This is a genomic window from Streptococcus sp. 596553 (assembly GCF_900411395.1).
Taxonomy (GTDB): domain Bacteria; phylum Bacillota; class Bacilli; order Lactobacillales; family Streptococcaceae; genus Streptococcus; species Streptococcus mitis_BA.
The window spans coordinates 14,550-33,717 of sequence record NZ_OXCQ01000007.1 but is presented as its reverse complement, the minus strand read 5'-3'; the positions used below and the strand labels follow the sequence as shown (position 1 = coordinate 33,717).

19 protein-coding genes are annotated in these 19,168 nt (G+C 37.2%); 11 read left to right on the top strand and 8 right to left on the bottom strand.

What is annotated here, in order from left to right:
- Positions 1–61: 61 nt before the first annotated feature.
- On the bottom strand, positions 62–1,303 hold the full coding sequence (locus DSY56_RS07670) for a Fic family protein (protein WP_112444852.1): 1,242 nt from the start codon (positions 1,301–1,303) through the stop codon (positions 62–64).
- A 260-nt stretch (positions 1,304–1,563) separates the two neighbouring features.
- Here DSY56_RS07670 and DSY56_RS07665 point away from each other — a divergent pair, with 260 nt between their 5' ends.
- The 3 genes from DSY56_RS07665 to DSY56_RS07655 all read left to right on the top strand — a co-directional run bounded on the left by DSY56_RS07665 (position 1,564) and on the right by DSY56_RS07655 (position 5,553).
- The gene (locus DSY56_RS07665; RefSeq protein ID WP_112444850.1) at positions 1,564–2,619 is read left to right on the top strand and encodes an AbiH family protein; all 1,056 of its coding nucleotides are present in this window, start codon (positions 1,564–1,566) and stop codon (positions 2,617–2,619) included.
- A complete protein-coding gene (locus DSY56_RS07660) occupies positions 2,616–3,779 on the top strand; it encodes a restriction endonuclease subunit S (RefSeq protein ID WP_112444848.1) in 1,164 nt (387 codons plus the stop codon). The genes DSY56_RS07665 and DSY56_RS07660 overlap by 4 nt, the downstream gene beginning before the upstream one ends.
- A 172-nt stretch (positions 3,780–3,951) precedes the next feature.
- Positions 3,952–5,553, top strand: coding sequence for a type I restriction-modification system subunit M (locus DSY56_RS07655; protein WP_112444846.1), 1,602 nt, complete (start codon positions 3,952–3,954; stop codon positions 5,551–5,553).
- A 114-nt stretch (positions 5,554–5,667) separates the two neighbouring features.
- Here the strand turns inward: DSY56_RS07655 and DSY56_RS07650 are convergent, their stop codons facing one another.
- The 5 genes from DSY56_RS07650 to DSY56_RS12040 form a co-directional block, all read right to left on the bottom strand.
- Positions 5,668–7,152, bottom strand: a complete 1,485-nt coding sequence (locus DSY56_RS07650; RefSeq protein WP_112444844.1) for an RNA-binding domain-containing protein — start codon at positions 7,150–7,152, stop codon at positions 5,668–5,670.
- Between the two features lie 441 nt (positions 7,153–7,593).
- Positions 7,594–7,743: a 50S ribosomal protein L33 gene (gene rpmG / locus DSY56_RS07645; RefSeq protein WP_001265622.1), complete on the bottom strand. Its 150-nt coding sequence runs from the start codon at positions 7,741–7,743 to the stop codon at positions 7,594–7,596.
- 15 nt (positions 7,744–7,758) lie between these two features.
- Positions 7,759–7,941, bottom strand: coding sequence for a 50S ribosomal protein L32 (rpmF, locus tag DSY56_RS07640; protein ID WP_045618073.1), 183 nt, complete (start codon positions 7,939–7,941; stop codon positions 7,759–7,761).
- A 151-nt stretch (positions 7,942–8,092) separates the two neighbouring features.
- The gene (locus tag DSY56_RS07635) at positions 8,093–8,269 is read right to left on the bottom strand and encodes a PTS ascorbate transporter subunit IIC (protein ID WP_050243118.1); all 177 of its coding nucleotides are present in this window, start codon (positions 8,267–8,269) and stop codon (positions 8,093–8,095) included.
- A gap of 25 nt (positions 8,270–8,294) precedes the next feature.
- Entirely contained in the window at positions 8,295–8,435 is a 141-nt protein-coding gene (locus tag DSY56_RS12040) for a hypothetical protein (protein ID WP_001162849.1), read from the bottom strand.
- A 190-nt stretch (positions 8,436–8,625) separates the two neighbouring features.
- Here DSY56_RS12040 and DSY56_RS07630 point away from each other — a divergent pair, with 190 nt between their 5' ends.
- The 6 genes from DSY56_RS07630 (at position 8,626) to ilvD (ending at position 16,028) form a co-directional block, all read left to right on the top strand.
- Positions 8,626–10,656 carry a BglG family transcription antiterminator gene (locus tag DSY56_RS07630; protein WP_112444842.1) on the top strand — a complete coding sequence of 677 codons (2,031 nt, stop codon included), beginning with the start codon at positions 8,626–8,628 and terminating at the stop codon, positions 10,654–10,656.
- Positions 10,657–10,659: 3 nt separating this feature from the next.
- Complete coding sequence (locus DSY56_RS07625) at positions 10,660–10,944, top strand: PTS sugar transporter subunit IIB (RefSeq protein ID WP_023947577.1); 285 nt, start codon at positions 10,660–10,662, stop codon at positions 10,942–10,944.
- Between the two features lie 12 nt (positions 10,945–10,956).
- Positions 10,957–12,303: a PTS ascorbate transporter subunit IIC gene (locus tag DSY56_RS07620; RefSeq protein WP_112444840.1), complete on the top strand. Its 1,347-nt coding sequence runs from the start codon at positions 10,957–10,959 to the stop codon at positions 12,301–12,303.
- Positions 12,304–12,306: 3 nt separating this feature from the next.
- Positions 12,307–13,164 carry a transketolase gene (locus DSY56_RS07615; protein WP_112444838.1) on the top strand — a complete coding sequence of 286 codons (858 nt, stop codon included), beginning with the start codon at positions 12,307–12,309 and terminating at the stop codon, positions 13,162–13,164.
- The gene (locus DSY56_RS07610) at positions 13,161–14,093 is read left to right on the top strand and encodes a transketolase family protein (protein WP_112444836.1); all 933 of its coding nucleotides are present in this window, start codon (positions 13,161–13,163) and stop codon (positions 14,091–14,093) included. The genes DSY56_RS07615 and DSY56_RS07610 overlap by 4 nt, the downstream gene beginning before the upstream one ends.
- Positions 14,094–14,324: 231 nt before the next feature.
- On the top strand, positions 14,325–16,028 hold the full coding sequence (ilvD, locus tag DSY56_RS07605; protein WP_000137346.1) for a dihydroxy-acid dehydratase: 1,704 nt from the start codon (positions 14,325–14,327) through the stop codon (positions 16,026–16,028).
- Positions 16,029–16,239: 211 nt separating this feature from the next.
- Here the strand turns inward: ilvD and DSY56_RS07600 are convergent, their stop codons facing one another.
- Positions 16,240–16,581, bottom strand: a complete 342-nt coding sequence (locus DSY56_RS07600) for a metal-sulfur cluster assembly factor (RefSeq protein ID WP_001206380.1) — start codon at positions 16,579–16,581, stop codon at positions 16,240–16,242.
- Positions 16,582–16,704: 123 nt separating this feature from the next.
- On the opposite strand from DSY56_RS07600, the gene DSY56_RS07590 reads away from it, so the two are divergent.
- Together DSY56_RS07590 and DSY56_RS07585 are read left to right on the top strand one after the other, a co-directional pair.
- A complete protein-coding gene (locus DSY56_RS07590; protein ID WP_112444834.1) occupies positions 16,705–17,556 on the top strand; it encodes a helix-turn-helix domain-containing protein in 852 nt (283 codons plus the stop codon).
- A gap of 200 nt (positions 17,557–17,756) precedes the next feature.
- A complete protein-coding gene (locus DSY56_RS07585; RefSeq protein ID WP_112444832.1) occupies positions 17,757–19,004 on the top strand; it encodes a transporter in 1,248 nt (415 codons plus the stop codon).
- Here the strand turns inward: DSY56_RS07585 and DSY56_RS12405 are convergent.
- Positions 19,001–19,147 carry a hypothetical protein gene (locus tag DSY56_RS12405; protein WP_000694304.1) on the bottom strand — a complete coding sequence of 49 codons (147 nt, stop codon included), beginning with the start codon at positions 19,145–19,147 and terminating at the stop codon, positions 19,001–19,003. The two genes, DSY56_RS07585 and DSY56_RS12405, sit on opposite strands and share 4 nt — an antisense overlap.
- Between the last annotated feature and the right edge of the window lie 21 nt (positions 19,148–19,168).

Here is a 19,168-nt window from a genome sequence, read left to right as displayed (position 1 = left end):
AACAGTGTTTTGAGCAACCTGCAGCTAGTTTCCTAGTTTGCTCTTTGATTTTCATTGAGTATTAAAAATGGTCAGAAAGATAATGTTGGGAAGGTTTTCTACCAATTAGGGTCAAAATTCCCCTCTCTTCAAGATGCAAGAAAGCATCCTTGACCTTTTTCTTAGAGTAATGATGGTTGGACTGATTGGCCAGTTGGATGATGCTTCTATCTTCTATACCATCTCTCTTATCATCGACAAAGAGCTTGGACTGAGCGAGGAGAAACAAGATGTATTTCTCGACTTCCTCCAGACCTTCTGTTTGCTCTATCTTAACTTTATAGCGATGCAGTTGCTCTTGTTTTTCAAGGAGGGTTTGGATAATGTTTTCCTGTCCTTCCTTGATAAAAGTCAACAAGGTTTCAACGAAGAAGGTAGCATCGGCACGGTTGAGATGATCGCCAGTATTCCTAAAAGCCTTATAATAGTCTTGCTTATGGTGATTGATTTGTTGGGACAAAACCAGACCCGAGAATTTATCGAGCTTTCTAGACAAGTACTTGGCAAGGATATAGCGGCCTGTCCGACCGTTACAGTCATAGAAGGGATGAATATTTTCAAAAAAATAGTGTCCAGCACAAGCCTTGACAAGGTTTGGGATAGAATGGTCGTTTATAAAACGAATCCACTCTGTCAGCATGACCTGAATCTGTTCCTCCTTTTGAGGTGGGATATAGATGACTTTGCCAGTCTTGTCGTCTTGGATAAAGACCGATTTCTGTCTAAAAAACTCTCCATCGAGTTCATCCTCTAGCGATATTTCTCCCTGTGTTAATTGGTCATAAATCCCTCTGATATCTTCAAGAGATTGGATTTGGAGAAATTCATCCTTAAGGATTTGTTGGTACATTCGCAAGGTGGAAAGATGTTTGATTTGTTCGGTCTTATAGGGGTCTTCCTCTAGGAGTTTCTCCACATCGACCAACTCTTTACGAGTTGTATGGATACCTTCGATTTCATTTGTGGAAATAATCGATTGGTAGAGTTGTTCTTTATAAAACTGATCGTGGGCAATCTTAGGGAGGGTATCAGCTATTTTACTAATTCGTTGAGACTGCTGTGAGATAGTTTCCATCAGTTGGGAAATCCCTAGATGTAGGGTTACAAATAAAGGGTATTGACTTGTTTTGACAGTATCGCGTTGCACTAAATGAGGATAAAGAGATGTCCTAATGGAGCTGTATCCCTGTAAGCGTAGTTGATACTCTTCCTCATATTGGTCACGATGACTGTAGTATATTTTTCTAAGTTCTCTATAGTTCATATGTAGTCATCCTCGCATTTTAACGTTTTTTAACATTATATCACAAAATCAGCCCTTCTATTGTTTCAAAATAGGCAAAATTGAAGAATATAATAGCATAGTTGTCGTTCTAAAGTGCAAAAATGGCCAAAATTGCACAATAGGAATGAAAGATGGCTGTCATAAAGTGCAAAAATAGGCAAAATTGAAGAATAGACATCAAAAAAAGAAAATCTAAAGTGTAGAAATAAGAAAATGGAGTAATAGAAAGGAGGGATAGAGTGGAGAAATTATTTATTATCGGAAATGGTTTTGATATAGCACATGACTTAAAGACAGATTATCTATATTTCAAGAAGTTTGTTTATCAGCAGGCTTATGGGAAGGATGAACTGTTAGAGTCGTTGCAAAGTTTGGATTCTATTAAAGATTATCTAAAAAACAGTGATAACAAAATATATAAGAGTGAATTATTTGCAGAAAAAGTGATGGAAATCTTGAGTGGTTCTGACAGTCAGGAGAAGTTGAGATTGCTTTATCAAATCCTTTTACAGATTACAGATCCAGAGATGTTTTGGAGTGATTTTGAAGAAAAACTAGTCTGCTTCCCTTTTATGAATACTAGCACTTCTTACTATGTGACGAACGATAGTAAAGAGGATACTGAGTCTAGAAAAGAATTTGCCGAAAAGGTAGCGGATAAACTCAGTCAATATGTTCATCATCAATTGAACAAGTTATTTAAACAATGGATTAAAGAAACCTATGAACAATGGGAAAGTCAATTAAGCATGAGAAAATTTACCTCTCATTTCCCGATTGTGAAAGAAACGATTTTAACTAATAGAAATGCAAGATTTTTGAATTTCAATTATACTCGTACTTTAGAGGATTTTTACGGCATTTCTTCTTCTAACATCATTCATATTCATGGTGATTTGGATGATGGAGTTCTCATATTTGGTCATGGAGAAGATTCGATAGTCATACCAGAAGGAGCAGATATTTTATCTCGGGCTATGTACAGACTATCTGCTGCTAATAAAAAGCCTGTCCATCAGCAACTTAGAAAGCACGAATCCCTTTTCAAAAATTTAAGTTCTATCAAAGAAATCTACTTCATTGGTTTTGCTATTCGGGATGAGAATGGAGTGGATGCTCCGTACTTTAAAGAAATCTTTAAACAGGCACCGAATGTGAGCATTTATGTAGACCAGTTTGATAAGAAGTATGAATATACTATTAAGAAAATACTTAAGGCATGGGGTGCTCATAAAGCTTATCAATTGCAATTTATAGATACAAATAAAGATGAAATAGTTGGAGGAGTAATATGATAAAACAACCAAGTTATCGATTTGTAGGATTTGAAGATGAGTGGAAGGAAGTGAAAGTCTCAGATATTTTTAGAGTTACTAGGGGACAAGTACTAGCAACAACGCAGATATCAGAAGAAAAAACAGATACTTATAAATATCCTGTATATTCTTCTCAAACCAAAAATGAAGGGTTATTAGGCTATTATGATAAATATCTATTTGAAACAGCAATAACTTGGACAACTGATGGAGCAAATGCTGGAACGGTAAATTACAGGGAAGGAAAATTTTATAGTACAAATGTGAACGGTGTTTTACTGTCTGATGAAGGTTTTGCTAATAAAGTGATTGCAGAAATATTAAATAACGAAGCTTGGAAATATGTTTCAAAAGTTGGCAACCCGAAATTAATGAATAATGTAATGTCAGAGATTAGTTTAGTTATCCCTAATGATTTTAGAGAGATTTCTATTCTATCAACTTTCTTCCAAGATATTGACCAGCTTATTAGCCTTCAACAGCGTAAGTTAGAGGTGCTCAAAGAGCAGAAGAAAACTTACCTCAAGCTCCTCTTCTCAGCCAAAGGACAAATCAAACCAGCCCTTCGCTTCGCAGGATTTGAAAATGACTGGAAGGAAGTGAAGTTGGGGGAAGTGTGTTCTATTAAAGGAGGAAATGCATGGAAGTCAGAGCATTATTCCACAGATGGTAAATATTTGGTAGTTACTATTTCAAATGTAAAAGGGAATGAGTATATAGATGATACATATGGAAATCGAATTGATACTGTAGAAAGTCAGTTTATCTTAGAACAGGGAAATATATTAATCTCGCTAACAGGTAATGTGGGACGTGTATCCAAGATGACAGAGGTAGCAGCGGTGTTAAATCAGCGTGTTGGGAAATTGGCCACGAATCAAAGTAATAATTTCCTGTTCACGTTATTAAGCAATAGAAATTTTGAAAAAGAGATGGTTTTATCTTCTCAAGGAGCTGCACAGGCAAATATTTCAAATAATGATGTATTAAATTATAAAACATCTTTCCCTTCCCTCCCTGAACAAGAAGCTATCGGTTCTTTCTTCCAAGATCTAGACAAGTCTATTGCCAAACAAGAGGAAAAAGTCAACCAACTCAAAGAAAGCAAACAAACCCTACTCAGAAAAATGTTTATATAAGATACAAAGACCACAAAAAGCCCAGTAAAAATAGGAAACTGGCGCAGTCTTCGATGAAGACCAGACAGTTTATCTTTTTTACTCAGCTTTTAGGTCGTGTTCAATTCATAAGATACTAAGACCATAAAAAGCTATACTAAACGAATGAAAGTAGAAATTGATAGGAGACCCTATGTCACAAACAGATTTATCAAGAGAACTCTACCAATCCCTCTGGAATGCGGCAGATATCCTGCGTGGCCAGATGGAAGCCAATGAATACAAGTCCTACCTCTTGGGCTTGATTTTCTACAAGTACCTATCCGACAACATCCTCCAAGCCGTCTGTGATAACTTGGACGAGACCTTTGAGTCCTTCCAGCAAGCGCAGCTTCTCTATGAGAAAAACTTTGCGGATGCGGATGTCCGTGAAGACCTTATTGAGGTCTTAAATGACGAACTAGGCTACGTGATTGAGCCTTCTCTGACCTTTACCAAGCTGGTTCAGTCTATCCACGAAGGAACCTTCCAGCTAGAATCTCTAGCCCAAAGTTTCCGTGATATCGAGCAGGCCAATGAAAAATTTGAAAATCTTTTCGAAGATATCGACCTCTATGCGAAAAAGCTAGGCAACACCCCACAAAAGCAAAACAAGACCATCTCTGAGGTTATGAAACAGCTCAACGACCTCAATGTGTCTGGTCATGCTGGTGATATCTTGGGTGATGCTTATGAGTACTTGATTGGCCAGTTTGCCAGCGATTCTGGGAAAAAAGCTGGCGAGTTCTATACACCTCAAGCAGTCTCTCACCTCATGACTCAGATTGTCTTTGCAGGACGTGAGCATCAAAAGGGGATGTCGGTTTACGACCCGACCATGGGGTCTGGATCTCTCTTGCTCAATGCCAAGCGCTATAGTAAGGAAGCTTCGACGATTTCTTACTACGGTCAAGAGTTGATTACTTCGACTTTCAACCTTGCTCGCATGAATATGATGCTCCATGGGGTTGCGATTGAGAACTATCACCTCAGCAACCACGATACCCTAGACGAAGATTGGCCGACTACGGAGCCGACAGACTTTGATGGAGTTTTGATGAATCCACCCTATTCACTGAAGTGGTCAGCAGATAGTGGATTTCTGCAAGATCCTCGTTTTTCAAGTTATGGAGTTCTTGCGCCTAAGTCTAAAGCAGATTTTGCCTTCCTTCTTCACGGTTTTTACCATCTCAAGCACAATGGGGTCATGGCCATTGTCCTTCCCCACGGAGTCCTCTTCCGAGGAGCAGCCGAGCAAAAGATTCGCCAACACCTGCTAGAAGAAGGCGCTATTGATACAGTTATCGGTTTGCCAGCAAATATCTTCTACAACACCTCTATCCCGACAACCATTATTATCCTTAAAAAGAATCGCACCAATAAGGATGTCTTCTTTATCGATGCCTCCAAAGAGTTTGAAAAAGGGAAAAATCAAAACAATATGACCGAGGGCCATATTGCCAAGATTTTGGAGACCTATCAAAAACGCGAGAATGTCGAGAAGTTTGCCCATCTAGCCAGCTTTGAAGAGATTGTTGAAAATGACTATAACCTCAACATTCCACGCTATGTCGATACCTTCGAGGAAGAACCTGTAGTTCCCCTAGCCGACATCGCAGACCAACTCGCAGAGATTGATAAAGAGATTGGTCAAGTAGAAGCCAGACTCGCACACATGCGCAGCCAGCTAGTAGGCACAACACCAGAAGCCCAAGCAGAATTAACCGCCTATCTCGAAAAATTGAAAGAGATTTAGAGAGTAGGGGAAGAATGAAAAGACGCAGGCCGATTTGAGCCTGCGTTTTGGTTTCCGAAAATTTGGGAAAAGACAATATTATTTCAAAAATTTTTAGGAATGAAAATAAAATATTTAATATTTAGTCATGAAATCTCCAAGATTTTTGATTTGTTGTTTAATGATGTGGTATTGTTCAGTTGAGCTTTTAGGGAGAACATATCTTGTAGATCGTCCCTTACCTTCTATCTCAATATACTTTTTATTTTGTAGAGATTTCAAATTTTCTCTAAATTTATACTCAGTCATGAGAGAATTTTCGAGGACATCATTTTTAGTAATGCTACCATTTTTAATGATATATTCAAGTATTATCTTTTCATTATCTGATGTATCCGCATAAGAAGACAATAAGTCTACTTTCCAGATTGTAACAACAGTACTATCAAAGGTAGTGCTTACCTCAGGGATTTTTAGTTTATACTTTTCGGAAATATCAAAAATTTTTGGTCCACCTGATCCAGCTTTTTCGGACATCCCAATTCTACGGAATAATGAAGAGATTGTACTATTTCGCGTTTTGGAAGTTCCGCCATGTATAAATTCGGGAATAGAAATTTTCATCTTACCTGGATTTTTAAATTCATAGAAGTCTTGATAAGCTGTAATAACTATAGGAGAATCAAAGTCATAGTAAGCATGCATTAAGCAGTTTACTAAAGCTTCACGTATAGATTCAGATAGGTCTTTCTTGAATGGTAAACGGTGGGCAGATTCGTTATTAAACTCAAATCTATCATTTGTTGTAGTAGTTAATTTTTTATATGCTAAATTGAAAAAATCAAACATGTTTAAATCAGGGTACATCATATCCCCTGTTGAAATTCTATCGTTCCACCTAGTTGAAAGGGAGGTATCTTTTTCAAAATAGTCTAATTGAAATTTGGGATAACGAGAAATGATAGAATTGTACTTTCCAAAAAATATTAGTCCTCCTGCGGTTAATTTATATGTATTATCAATCCTGTCTTTTTTAAATACACCAATTTCGATTAGAAAATTTCTCAACGAAATGCTATTATATTTTATATTACCAGTAAGTTCAATTAATAATTGCTTGTAATGTTCTATTGTATCTAAATTTAAATCATTTTCGTCAAAATTATTAAGTAACTCACTATCAATATCATCATGAGAACTAGTCATCAGATATTTAAGTTCTTCTTTATCAAGTCGAACATCGCCTTCACCTAATCTTTCATATGACTCACGATAATCATTTTTTAGATGGACGGGTTTTTGGTGAGGATTCGCTTCTCTTACAGTGATTACCATGAGTTGTTTATTTTTGCCTGGAATGTCAATGTATTCAATATCATTATCTGTAAGTAAGTTACAACTAACTTTTTGTTTGTTTGCGACTAAAGCGAATAAATTGTCTCGTATTTTTTGAGGATTATTGACTCCTTGGTAGGGGTCAATATTTTTTTCGTCTATCCCGAGAATTATTTTCCCGCCATTTGTATTTGCAAATGCTGAGTAGGTTTCCCAGAAAGATTCTGGAAGATCGTTTTTAGCTTTTTTGTATTCTAAATCAACCCCTTCAAATTTTAAGTCCATATTTTCCCTTCCTAAAATATAATGTTGCTTAAATTTATTTTTTTAAATGATTGTCACGCGAAAAAGTAAATTTGATAGATAATTAAAATCTTTGATTTCATCGTATTTCTAAGATATATTTTAAAATATTCACGCGAAAATCACGCGAAAATCGCGCGAATATTTGTAATCAAAATTCAATTGAAAAATGTAGAATTTTCAATAATAAAATAGATGGATTTAAAATCTATTTTATTATAACACAGAGATAAGAAAAAATAGATAGTGAGACGAGTTTAAATAGGATTACTCGTTATGAAATGTTAATTACTTTTGATGGCTTAACAAATATTATCAATAATGTAGTCATTCGAATGATTCTCATTGCAATGTACTGAAATTAACAAAAAGAAAAAACGCTTGAATCAGCGTTTTTCTTCTGTATTGATTCGTATTGAATGCTTACTTAACTTCGGTAAACACAACGTGTTTGCGAAGTTTTGGTGAGTATTTCTTCAATTGAAGACGGTCTGGAGTGTTACGTTTGTTTTTAGAAGTAAGGTACAAGCGTTCACCAGATTCTTTGTGTTCAAGTGTAATATTTACGCGCATGGTATCTCCCTTCTATTATTCAGCTGATGTAGCTTTAGCGATTTTACGTCCTTTGTAGTATCCTTTAAGTGATACACGGTGAGAACGTGAGTAATCTCCAGTAGTTTCGTCAAAGTTTACAGATGGAGCTGTTACTTTGTAGTGTGTACGACGTTTGTTTTTCTTCGCTTTTGAAGTGCGACGTGCAGGTACTGCCATTTTGATTTCTCCTTTAGGTATTTATATTCGATTCAATCTACTGATTTTCATCAACCATATTAGAATAACACATTTTTTTTGTAAAGTAAAGTTACTTGACAAAAAAAGATGAAAAAATTCTCCTGTCAGACCTAGCAGACAGGAGAAGGTGTTAAATATCAATCTCAAATGGTTCGTCAATGGTTTCTGATACGTATTTTCCGTCTTTTTTCCGTTGCTTGACACATTCTGTGAGGAGATACTCGATTTGCCCATTGACTGATCGGAAGTTATCTTCTGCCCATGATGCGAGTGCAGCGTATAACTTTGTTGAGAGTCGAAGGGGGATCTGCTTTTTTTAGCTTCAGCCATCTTTAGTAAAGACTTCCTGTGTTGACAATTGGTTGTGCATCATGATTGCCACAAAGAACGACAAGGAGATTTGAAACCATGGCAGCTTTTCGCTCTTTGTCAAGCTCTACCAATTCCCCTTCATTGAGCCGTTCTAGTGCCATTTCAACCATTCCTATTAATTGTTATCTAAATGATATCGCTTTAATTTATAACGTCAAGAAAAAGTAGAAAAATAATTACTAAAAACTTTCAGCCCAATAATTTCTTTTAAAAGGTGAGATTATATTGTGCTCAAATACTCTTTTATTCTTATAACTTTTACACTATAATTGTAGTTAGAAAGGAAGAGAAATGTTTGATTATAGAGCACTAGTTATTTTGATGACTTTGATGGATCATTGTGAGCTATCATTATATGAGTTATCTGTTAAGGTGAGCTTACCTATAAAGGAAGTCAAAGAAGGAATAGATTATTTAGTGCCTTATCTAGCTAATAAAGGGATAGTACTGGATAAAAAGCAAGGTCGCTATAGTTTATCAAATCGTACGAAGCAGTCTTTGACAGATATTATTAAGTCGGATGAATTGGTTTTACCAAAGTCGACTCGCTTAGCTTTAATCTATCTTTACACTTTTTGCCGATTAGATTTTATATCAAATAATCATTACCAAGACTTTTTGAAAGTAAGTAAGAATACAACCTTATCTGATATTCAATCATTAAGAAAGATTATGTTAGATAATGATTTGGAGCTAGGGTACAGTAGAGCAAAAGGTTATACTTTACACGGTTCAGAGTGGAATAAGCACCGCTTAGCTTTTCAAATGGTTAGTGAGTTGCTGGAATCCTCCATAGGGATTTGGGGTTTGGATTATGTTTTATCCAGTTGGGGGTATTCATTAACTTATGATTTGATAAATCAGGTAGTTAAAGATTATTATGAGAAGCTACAGCTAGTACCTATTGTTAATCAATTAAAAGTTTGCCTTTTCGGTTTAGTATTCATTCTGTGTAGGTATCAAAGGGATGTTGAAAGAGTAGGTCTTTCAGAGACATTAGTATCTCCTGTTATTCAAGATATAACCACTATTTTATTGGATACAGTGGTTGATTTGGGAATTATAGATACGGTGTTTTCTGAGGATGATTATCGCTATATCACCGTTTTATTATCAAGTTGCTTTGAAGGTGAAGTAGATGTTGCTCCGGTTTACTTTAATCAATTAACAGAGGCTATTATAAGTAGAATGGAAGATATTTCTTTGTTACATTTTAAACAAAGGGAAGGATTGAGAGAAAATCTTCGTCGCCATCTTATACCGGCTTACTATAGATTAAAGTTCGGTCTACCTAGTTCAAATGAATATGTGTTGCATGTTAAAGAACATTATCCTGATTTATTTGAACTAGTAAAAGATTCTTTGACTCCCTTGATGGACGCTATTGACAAGCCCATACCTGATAGTGAAACAGCATATTTTGTTATCCATTTCGGAGGTTATTTAAAGAAAGCAGATACTTTGCCTCAAAAATGGTATAAAGCAGCAATCATTTGTCCTAATGGTGTTAGTTCTTCATTGATGTTAAAAGAGAATCTATTAGCATTATTTCCTCAAATTGAGTTCATAGGAACCTCAAAGATTGATGATTTACAGGCGAAAACTAGTAGTGACTATGATATGGTTTTTTCTACCATAAAGGTGGAGACAGAAAAGCCAAATTATCTAGTTTCGGTTATGATGACTGAAGAGCAAGCAATACAACTAGTAGAACTAGTGTTAAAAGATTTTCCGAATTTAGAGTATGGGGATTTTGAGATTGAACAAATCCTGAATATTGTCAAAAGATATGGAATTATTACACAAGAATTGGAATTAAGATTGGCGTTAAAGAATTATCTTTATCAAAAAAATGATAGAAAGGAAATTGTACCAGTGCTAGAACAACTTATTACCAAAGAAACCTATCAGGTTAGTTCGCAAAAATTAGGATGGAAGGAGGCGATTCGTTTAGCAGCTAAACCGCTTTTGGATCAAGATAAGATAACGGAGAACTACCCTGAGGCAATGATTCAAAAAGTAGAAGAGTTTGGGCCTTTTATTAATTTAGGGAAGGGAGTAGCAATTCCTCACGCTCGGCCAGATGAAGGTGTGAATGAAATAGGAATGTCAATGTTAGTTTTGGAAGAACCGATTTATTTATTGGATAATCCAGAACAAGAGGTAAGATTGTTGATTTGTATTGCAGCCATTGATAATGAGAGTCATTTAAAGGCTTTGTCACATTTAACAACAATTTTAAGAGATAAAAATCATGTTCAAACTTTAATATCATCAAAAAACTATGATGACATTGAAATGATAATTAAACAGGAGGATTAGATAATGTTAAGAATTGGTACAGCTTGTGGTTCAGGATTAGGTTCAAGTTTTATGGTACAGATGAATATTGAATCTGTATTGAGTGATTTGAATGTTTCAGATGTAGAAGTTGAACACTATGATTTAGGTGGAGCAGATCCAAATGCAGCTGATATTTGGATTGTGGGTCGTGATCTAGCTGATTCAGCTAGTCATCTTGGAGATGTTCGTATCTTAAATAGTATTATTGATATGGACGAGCTACGAGAATTAATTACTAAACTTTGTGAAGAAAAAGGACTTATATAGGAGGCTAGCGTCATGATGAAGTTCATATTGGATATTGTTAGTACACCAGCTATTTTAGTAGCTTTAATTGCAATCTTAGGATTAGTTCTTCAGAAGAAGAAATTACCTGATATTATTAAAGGTGGAATTAAGACCTTTGTTGGTTTCTTAGTTGTATCTGGTGGTGCAGGAATTGTACAAAATTCTTTAAATCCATTTGGTACCATGTTTGAGCATGCTTTTCATTTATCTGGCGTTGTGCCGAATAATGAAGCAATTGTAGCTGTAGCTTTAACAACATATGGCTCAGCTACTGCAATGATTATGTTTGCAGGTATGGTATTCAATATCTTAATTGCTCGTTTTACTCGATTCAAATATATCTTTTTAACAGGGCACCACACTCTATATATGGCGTGTATGATTGCAGTCATTTTATCAGTTGCTGGCTTTACAAGTTTGCCTCTTATCTTACTAGGAGGATTAGCACTCGGTATTATTATGAGTATTTCCCCAGCATTTGTGCAAAAATATATGGTTCAATTAACTGGAAATGACAAGGTGGCTTTAGGTCATTTCAGTTCTTTGGGATATTGGTTGAGTGGTTTTACTGGTAGCCTTATCGGTGACAAATCAAAATCAACAGAGGACATTAAATTTCCAAAGAGTCTAGCTTTTTTACGTGATAGTACTGTTAGTATTACTTTATCCATGGCAGTTATTTATATTATTGTAGCTATCTTTGCAGGGTCAGAATATATAGAAAAAGAAATCAGTAGTGGTACAAGTGGTCTAGTTTATGCTTTACAATTAGCAGGTCAATTTGCAGCAGGTGTATTTGTTATTTTAGCAGGTGTTCGCCTTATTTTGGGTGAAATTGTTCCAGCCTTTAAAGGTATTTCAGAGCGTCTTGTACCTAATTCAAAACCTGCTTTGGATTGTCCGATTGTTTATACTTATGCACCCAATGCAGTTCTAATTGGATTTATCTCTAGTTTTGTTGGTGGTTTAGTAAGTATGGCAATTATGATTGCTTCAGGAACGGTTGTTATATTACCAGGCGTTGTGCCTCATTTCTTCTGTGGAGCGACTGCAGGTGTTATTGGGAATGCATCTGGTGGTGTTCGTGGAGCCACTATTGGAGCATTTTTACAAGGTATTTTAATTAGTTTTCTTCCAGTCTTTTTAATGCCAGTTTTGGGAAGACTTGGTTTCCAAGGATCAACTTTCTCAGATGCAGATTTTGGTCTATCAGGAATTATTTTAGGAATGTTAAATCAATTTGGCTCACAAGCAGGCATTGTGATTGGTCTTGTTCTTATTCTAGCAGTTATGTTTGGAGTATCCTTTATTAAAAAGCCATCTGCAAAGGAGGAATAAGGGATGATTTTAAGTGAAAATAGAGAAGATGAATTAAGAAAATTTGCAACAAAAATTCGATTAAATACTCTTAGAACATTGAATCATCTTGGATTCGGCCATTATGGAGGGAGTCTGTCTATAGTAGAAGTTTTAGCAGTGCTTTATGGTGAAATAATGCCGATGACTCCAGAAATATTTGCATCACGAGATAGAGATTATTTTGTTTTATCCAAGGGACATGCTGGACCGGCTTTATACAGCACACTCTATTTGAATAGTTTCTTTGACAAAGAATTCTTATATTCTTTAAATACAAATGGAACTAAATTACCGTCTCATCCTGATAGAAATCTAACGCCAGGCATAGATATGACAACTGGCTCTTTAGGACAGGGAATTAGTGTTGCAACCGGACTTGCATATGGTCAGAGAATAAGAAAAAGTCCCTTTTATACCTATGCTATTGTTGGAGATGGTGAGTTAAATGAGGGACAATGTTGGGAGGCTATACAGTTTGCTTCTCATCAACAGTTATCCAACTTAATTGTATTTGTAGACGATAACAAAAAACAATTAGATGGTTTTACAAAGGATATTTGTAATCCAGGTGATTTCGTAGAAAAATTTTCAGCATTTGGATTTGAATCCATTAGGGTCAAGGGTTCAGATATTAGAGAAATTTATGAAGGGATTGTCCAATTAAAACAGTCAAATAATTTATCCCCTAAGTGCATTGTATTAGACACTATTAAAGGTCAAGGGGTTCAAGAGCTGGAAGAAATGAAATCCAATCATCATCTTCGCCCTACTGTAGAGGAGAGACAAATGTTAACTTCAGTTGTAGAAAGATTAAGTCAGGAATTGGAGGAAACAGAATGATGAGAAGTACGAAGGAATTACGGCATGTATATAGAGACTTCCTTTTAGAGGCTAACCAAAGTTATTCTGATATAGTAGTTTTAGAAGCCGATTTGTCAAGTTCGATGGCTACTAATAATCTTGAAAAGGATTTTGGAGACCGTTATGTGAATGTTGGGATCATGGAAGCAGAGATGGTCGGACTTGCAGCAGGCTTGTCTATTCAGGGGTTTAGACCCTATCTTCATACATTTGGTCCTTTTGCTTCACGAAGAGTATTTGATCAATTATTTATTTCTCTTGGATACGCACAATTGGATGCCACTGTGATTGGATCAGATGCAGGAGTAACTGCAGAAATGAATGGTGGGACACATATGCCATTTGAAGAAATTGGATTGTTACGTTTAATTCCTAAATCGATCATTTTTGAAGCAACTGATGATATCCAATTTCGTGAAATATTGAACCAGACATTAGACTTAAAAGGACTGAAATATATTCGAACAATTAGAAAAGCTCCAGAGGCTGTATATCAAGGTGGAGAAGATTTTTCTAAAGGCTACATTGAGTTAAGACACGGTGAAGATGTTGTAATCGTTGCTTCTGGCATAATGGTTGCTCCAAGTATTCGAGTTGCGGATGAACTGTCTAAATTAGGTTATTCAGTAGGTGTGATAGATTTATTTAGAATCAAACCGATACCAGAACAGATAAAAACAATGTTAAGTGGAAAAACTATATTTACTGTAGAAAACCACAATCAGATAGGTGGAATTGGCAGTGCTTTATGTGAATTATTCTCTGATGATGGAATAACAAAAATTCATCGGATGGGTGTTCAAGAAAGATTCGGTCAAGTTGGGAAAATGGATTATCTTCTTAATGAGTATGGTTTGAGTGAATCGAATATAAAAGAGAAAGTTCTAGAGTTTTATAATGCAAGATAGATGTTAAATACACTCATCTGAAAGAACTTCTGTAAAAATTACATTACGTTATTTAAAGCAAGCGGATTAAAAGCATATTCTGGTCATCAAAAAGTGCCCTGATCCGCTTTGTTGTTTTTAGTTTTAAATATTTCATATGTATATAGAATTTTCTGAAAATTCAAGAATTTTCTTCTGTTCATTGCCTTTAAAATGTGCTATAATAGTAAAAACTGAAATGGGAGGGAACAAATGACCGAATTAGATAAACGTCACCGCAGTAGCATTTATGACAGTATGGTAAAATCACCAAACCGTGCTATGCTTCGTGCGACTGGTATGACAGATAAGGACTTTGAGACACCGATTGTGGGAGTGATTTCGACTTGGGCGGAAAATACACCATGTAACATCCACTTGCATGATTTTGGGAAATTGGCTAAAGAAGGTGTCAAATCGGCAGGTGCTTGGCCTGTGCAGTTTGGGACTATCACTGTAGCGGACGGGATTGCCATGGGAACGCCCGGTATGCGTTTCTCTTTGACATCTCGTGATATCATTGCGGACTCAATCGAGGCGGCTATGGGAGGCCACAATGTGGATGCCTTCGTCGCTATCGGTGGCTGTGACAAGAACATGCCTGGTTCTATGATTGCCATTGCCAATATGGATATTCCAGCTATTTTCGCTTATGGTGGAACTATTGCACCGGGAAATCTTGATGGTAAAGATATTGACTTGGTTTCTGTTTTTGAGGGTATCGGAAAATGGAACCACGGTGACATGACAGCTGAGGACGTAAAACGTCTTGAATGTAATGCCTGCCCTGGCCCTGGTGGCTGTGGTGGTATGTATACAGCTAATACCATGGCGACAGCTATCGAAGTTCTAGGTATGAGTTTGCCAGGCTCCTCATCTCACCCAGCTGAATCAGCTGATAAGAAAGAAGACATCGAAGCAGCAGGACGTGCTGTTGTTAAGATGTTGGAGCTCGGTCTCAAACCATCAGACATCTTGACTCGTGAAGCCTTTGAAGATGCCATCACTGTAACTATGGCTCTCGGTGGTTCTACAAATGCCACTCTTCACTTGCTTGCCATTGCCCATGCTGCCAATGTTGACTTGTCACTTGAGGACTTCAATACGATCCAAGAGCGTGTGCCTCACTTGGCCGACTTGAAACCATCTGGTCAGTATGTCTTCCAAGACCTCTATGAAGTCGGTGGTGTGCCTGCGGTTATGAGATACCTCTTGGCAAATGGTTTCCTTCATGGAGACCGCATTACATGTACTGGTAAGACTGTAGCTGAAAACTTAGCTGACTTTGCAGACCTTACACCAGGCCAAAAAGTCATTATGCCACTTGAAAATCCAAAACGTGCAGATGGTCCGCTTATCATCTTGAACGGGAACCTTGCCCCTGATGGAGCAGTTGCCAAGGTATCAGGTGTTAAAGTGCGTCGTCACGTTGGACCAGCTAAGGTCTTTGACTCAGAAGAAGATGCGATTCAGGCCGTTCTGACAGATGAAATCGTTGATGGCGATGTTGTCGTTGTTCGTTTTGTTGGACCTAAGGGTGGTCCTGGTATGCCTGAGATGCTGTCACTTTCATCAATGATTGTTGGTAAAGGTCAAGGAGACAAGGTTGCCCTCTTAACGGATGGCCGTTTCTCTGGTGGGACTTATGGTCTAGTTGTTGGACATATCGCTCCTGAGGCTCAGGATGGTGGACCAATTGCCTACCTTCGTACAGGCGATATTGTTACGGTTGACCAAGATACCAAAGAAATTTCCATGGCCGTATCCGAAGAAGAACTTGAAAAACGCAAGGCAGAAACTACCTTGCCACCACTTTACAGTCGTGGTGTCCTCGGTAAATATGCCCACATCGTATCATCTGCTTCACGCGGAGCCGTGACAGACTTCTGGAATATGGACAAGTCAGGTAAAAAATAAACTCAAAAAGCAAGCCAACTTCGGCTTGCTTCTTTTCATCTCCAAAAGTGATTTGCCTGCCTATACTCAATAAAAATCAAAGAGCAAACTAGAAAGCTAGGCGCAGGTTGCTCAAAACACTGTTTTGAGGTTGCAGATAGAACTGACGAAGTCAGTAACATCTATACGATAAGGCTAAGCTGACGTGGTTTGAAGAGATTTTTGAAGAGTATTAACGAGGTGGCAGTCCAAGGGCAATACGGCCGTAGCGACTGATTCGTGTGATTTTCCAGGCAGGCGACCAGGTGACTTCAACCTTGACATCTTCGATACCCTCGATTTGTTTCAGACCTGCTACGATTTCGATAGGCAGGCTTTCGGCACAATCACAGGCGGTGTCGGTGAAGGTCATGACAATCTTGCAGAGGCCCGTTTCATCCAGATTGATTTCATAAATCAGTCCTAGATTGTAAACATCCAATTCCACATCTGTATCAAAAACCTTCTCTAGTTTTTCGATAATTTGGTCTTGCAAGGCTAAAGCGCGGTCATTGATTTTGATATCCTCTCTCATTACAGTCCCTCCACGTGATAAATATCCTCTATTTTCTCATAATTCTGACAATTTGGCAAGTTTTTGATGAATTTTCTGAAAAATATGATAAAATGAAGAAAATACTGAATCAAGGGGAAGTCTATGGAGCAGATTGGAAAAGTCTTTAGACAATTACGAGAGTCAAGAAATATCTCGCTGAGACAAGCAACTGGGGGACAATTTTCGCCGTCTATGTTGTCCCGATTTGAAACAGGTCAGAGCGAGCTTTCGGTGGAAAAGTTTTTATTTGCCCTAGAAAATATATCTGCCAGTGTAGAGGAAATTCTCTTTCTGGCGAGAGGTTTTCAGTATGATACAGATTCTGAGTTGAGAAAAGAAATCATAGATGTCTTGGATCCAAAGAATATAGCTCCGCTTGAGGACTTGTATCGCAAGGAGTATCAAAAGCATGCCCATTCTCAAAACAAACAGAAACATATTCTAAATGCCATTATGATCAAGTCTTATATGAAGGGCATGGATGAAGGGGTAGAGTTAACAGCAGAGGAAGGGAAAGTCCTTCATGATTATTTGTTTTCTACCGAGATTTGGGGGATCTATGAACTCAATTTATTTTCAGTCAGTTCACCATTTTTATCTGTTTCTCTTTTTACTAGATATGTACGAGAAATGGTCCGAAAATCTGATTTTCTAATGGAAATGTCTGGCAATCGAAACCTTTTTCACACTATACTATTGAATGGTTTTTTAGCTAGCATTGAGTGTGAAGAATTTACTAATGCCCATTATTTTAAACGTGTTATCGAAGAGCATTTCTACAAGGAAAATGAGACCTACTTCCGAATTGTCTATTTGTGGGTGGAAGGTCTCCTTGATAGCAAGCAAGGCAGAGTCAAGGAAGGACAAAAAAAGATGGAAGATGCTGTCCGTATTTTTGAGATGCTTGGCTGTAACAAATCTGCCGAATACTATAGAAAAACGATCGATTGTTGAATATCTGCAAACTAAGAAAATTATTTGAAATTTGAAGCGATAGAACTATTGGGCTCTCTCGTGTCACTGGAGAAATTCTATCGTTTCTTTTTGCTCATTTCATTTGTTGCATATATTCAAAAGTTTTTCCTCTAAAATTTCTAAGTGCTATACTATAGTCATACTTCACATAAAACTTCGAACAAGAAGGGAGATTACCTATGAAACTATTGTTTAGAAATCAAGCTTATCGATTCTTGACTTTGTCACGATTCTTCAATGCTTTTGGTGCTTCGATTTTCAACCTGGTATTTATCGTCTATGCATCGACCTTGCCGCAAGCCTCCTTTGCTGTTGCTATGGCGAATATTGTCATGATTCTTCCGACTCTCTTTACAGTTTTTGTAGGGATTCGGGCAGATTACACGAGGGACAAGGTCAAATGGATGGTCTATAGCGGTTTGTTTCAGGCGGTTTTATTTTTTCTAGCAGCCCTAGTTGTTCAGCAAGCTAGTCTCTTTGCCTTTTCTAGCCTGTGTTTGATCAATGTCATTAGTGATGTCATCAGTGATTTTGCTGGTGGTTTGCGCATGCCTCTTATTAAGGAAAAAGTAGCTGAAAATGATTTGATGGAGGCTTACTCTTTTTCACAGTTCATCACCTATATTTCAGCTATTGGGGGTCAATCTTTCGGAGTCTGGCTCTTAGGGCTATCGGTCAACAATTTTTCCCTTGTTGCGGGAATCAATGCCTGTTTTTTCCTCGTATCAGCTTCTGTTCTCTTTTTAGGAAGAAGCAAATTGAGTATATCAATTTCATCTGCTGATGGTGAATCACTAAAAAATGAGAAGCTTCCTATCAAAGACCAGTTCCTAACGATTTACCGAAATTTACGTCTCGTTTTTCTTAAAAGTGGACAGAAAAACTTTGGTTTTATGCTCTTTGCTGTCTTGCTTATCAATGCCTTGGGTGGCGCTTTGGGTGGAATTTATAATATCTTCTTTTTGAGCCATTCTCTCTTGAATTTTTCTTATACAGAGGCACTATTTATCAGTCAAGTCTGTGCTTTAGTAGCAATCATCATCAGTAGCCTTACGGGCAATGATTATTTTGGGAAGCAGTCCTTGCCTAGATTGATGATGTGGGTGACCGTAGGACTCAGTCTAGTTGGTCTAGCTAATTTATTCAATCAAGTCGTACTTGGTTTACTATTTCTCTGTTCAACTCTGTATGTGTCTGGTAAAGTTCAACCAAAGATTAGTGCCATGCTCCTGAAAAATCTAGCTCCAGAGGTTCTAGCTCGTACCAGTAATTTTTTAGGTTTATTGTTCGCCTTATCCATACCTGTGGGAACAGCCTGTTTTTCACTTGTAGCTGTATGGAATATACAGTTGACTTGGATGCTATTTGTTGGTCTTTCCTTGCTAGCTATTCTTTTGACGATTCTTAATCTCAAAAATGATATCTAATACTCTTCGAAAATCTCTTCAAACCACGTCAGTGTCGCCTTACCGTAGATATGGTTACTGACTTCGTCAGTTCTATCCACAACTTCAAAACATTGTTTTGAGCAACCTGCGGCTAACTTCCTAGTTTGCTTTTTGATTTTCATTGAGTATAAATCCTAATTTTG

Excerpts from the sequence above, each read along its gene's own strand:
- DSY56_RS07670 (WP_112444852.1), bottom strand. The coding sequence starts at position 1,303 with ATGAACTATAGAGAACTTAGAAAAATATACTACAGTCATCGTGACCAA.
- DSY56_RS07660 (WP_112444848.1), top strand. The coding sequence starts at position 2,616 with ATGATAAAACAACCAAGTTATCGATTTGTAGGATTTGAAGATGAGTGG.
- DSY56_RS07655 (WP_112444846.1), top strand. The coding sequence starts at position 3,952 with ATGTCACAAACAGATTTATCAAGAGAACTCTACCAATCCCTCTGGAAT.
- DSY56_RS07650 (WP_112444844.1), bottom strand. The coding sequence starts at position 7,152 with ATGGACTTAAAATTTGAAGGGGTTGATTTAGAATACAAAAAAGCTAAA.
- rpmG (WP_001265622.1), bottom strand. The coding sequence starts at position 7,743 with ATGCGCGTAAATATTACACTTGAACACAAAGAATCTGGTGAACGCTTG.
- rpmF (WP_045618073.1), bottom strand. The coding sequence starts at position 7,941 with ATGGCAGTACCTGCACGTCGCACTTCAAAAGCGAAGAAAAACAAACGT.
- DSY56_RS12040 (WP_001162849.1), bottom strand. The coding sequence starts at position 8,435 with ATGGCACTAGAACGGCTCAATGAAGGGGAATTGGTAGAGCTTGACAAA.
- DSY56_RS07630 (WP_112444842.1), top strand. The coding sequence starts at position 8,626 with ATGTTTGATTATAGAGCACTAGTTATTTTGATGACTTTGATGGATCAT.
- DSY56_RS07625 (WP_023947577.1), top strand. The coding sequence starts at position 10,660 with ATGTTAAGAATTGGTACAGCTTGTGGTTCAGGATTAGGTTCAAGTTTT.
- DSY56_RS07620 (WP_112444840.1), top strand. The coding sequence starts at position 10,957 with ATGATGAAGTTCATATTGGATATTGTTAGTACACCAGCTATTTTAGTA.
- DSY56_RS07615 (WP_112444838.1), top strand. The coding sequence starts at position 12,307 with ATGATTTTAAGTGAAAATAGAGAAGATGAATTAAGAAAATTTGCAACA.
- DSY56_RS07610 (WP_112444836.1), top strand. The coding sequence starts at position 13,161 with ATGATGAGAAGTACGAAGGAATTACGGCATGTATATAGAGACTTCCTT.
- ilvD (WP_000137346.1), top strand. The coding sequence starts at position 14,325 with ATGACCGAATTAGATAAACGTCACCGCAGTAGCATTTATGACAGTATG.
- DSY56_RS07600 (WP_001206380.1), bottom strand. The coding sequence starts at position 16,581 with ATGAGAGAGGATATCAAAATCAATGACCGCGCTTTAGCCTTGCAAGAC.
- DSY56_RS07590 (WP_112444834.1), top strand. The coding sequence starts at position 16,705 with ATGGAGCAGATTGGAAAAGTCTTTAGACAATTACGAGAGTCAAGAAAT.
- DSY56_RS07585 (WP_112444832.1), top strand. The coding sequence starts at position 17,757 with ATGAAACTATTGTTTAGAAATCAAGCTTATCGATTCTTGACTTTGTCA.
- DSY56_RS12405 (WP_000694304.1), bottom strand. The coding sequence starts at position 19,147 with ATGAAAATCAAAAAGCAAACTAGGAAGTTAGCCGCAGGTTGCTCAAAA.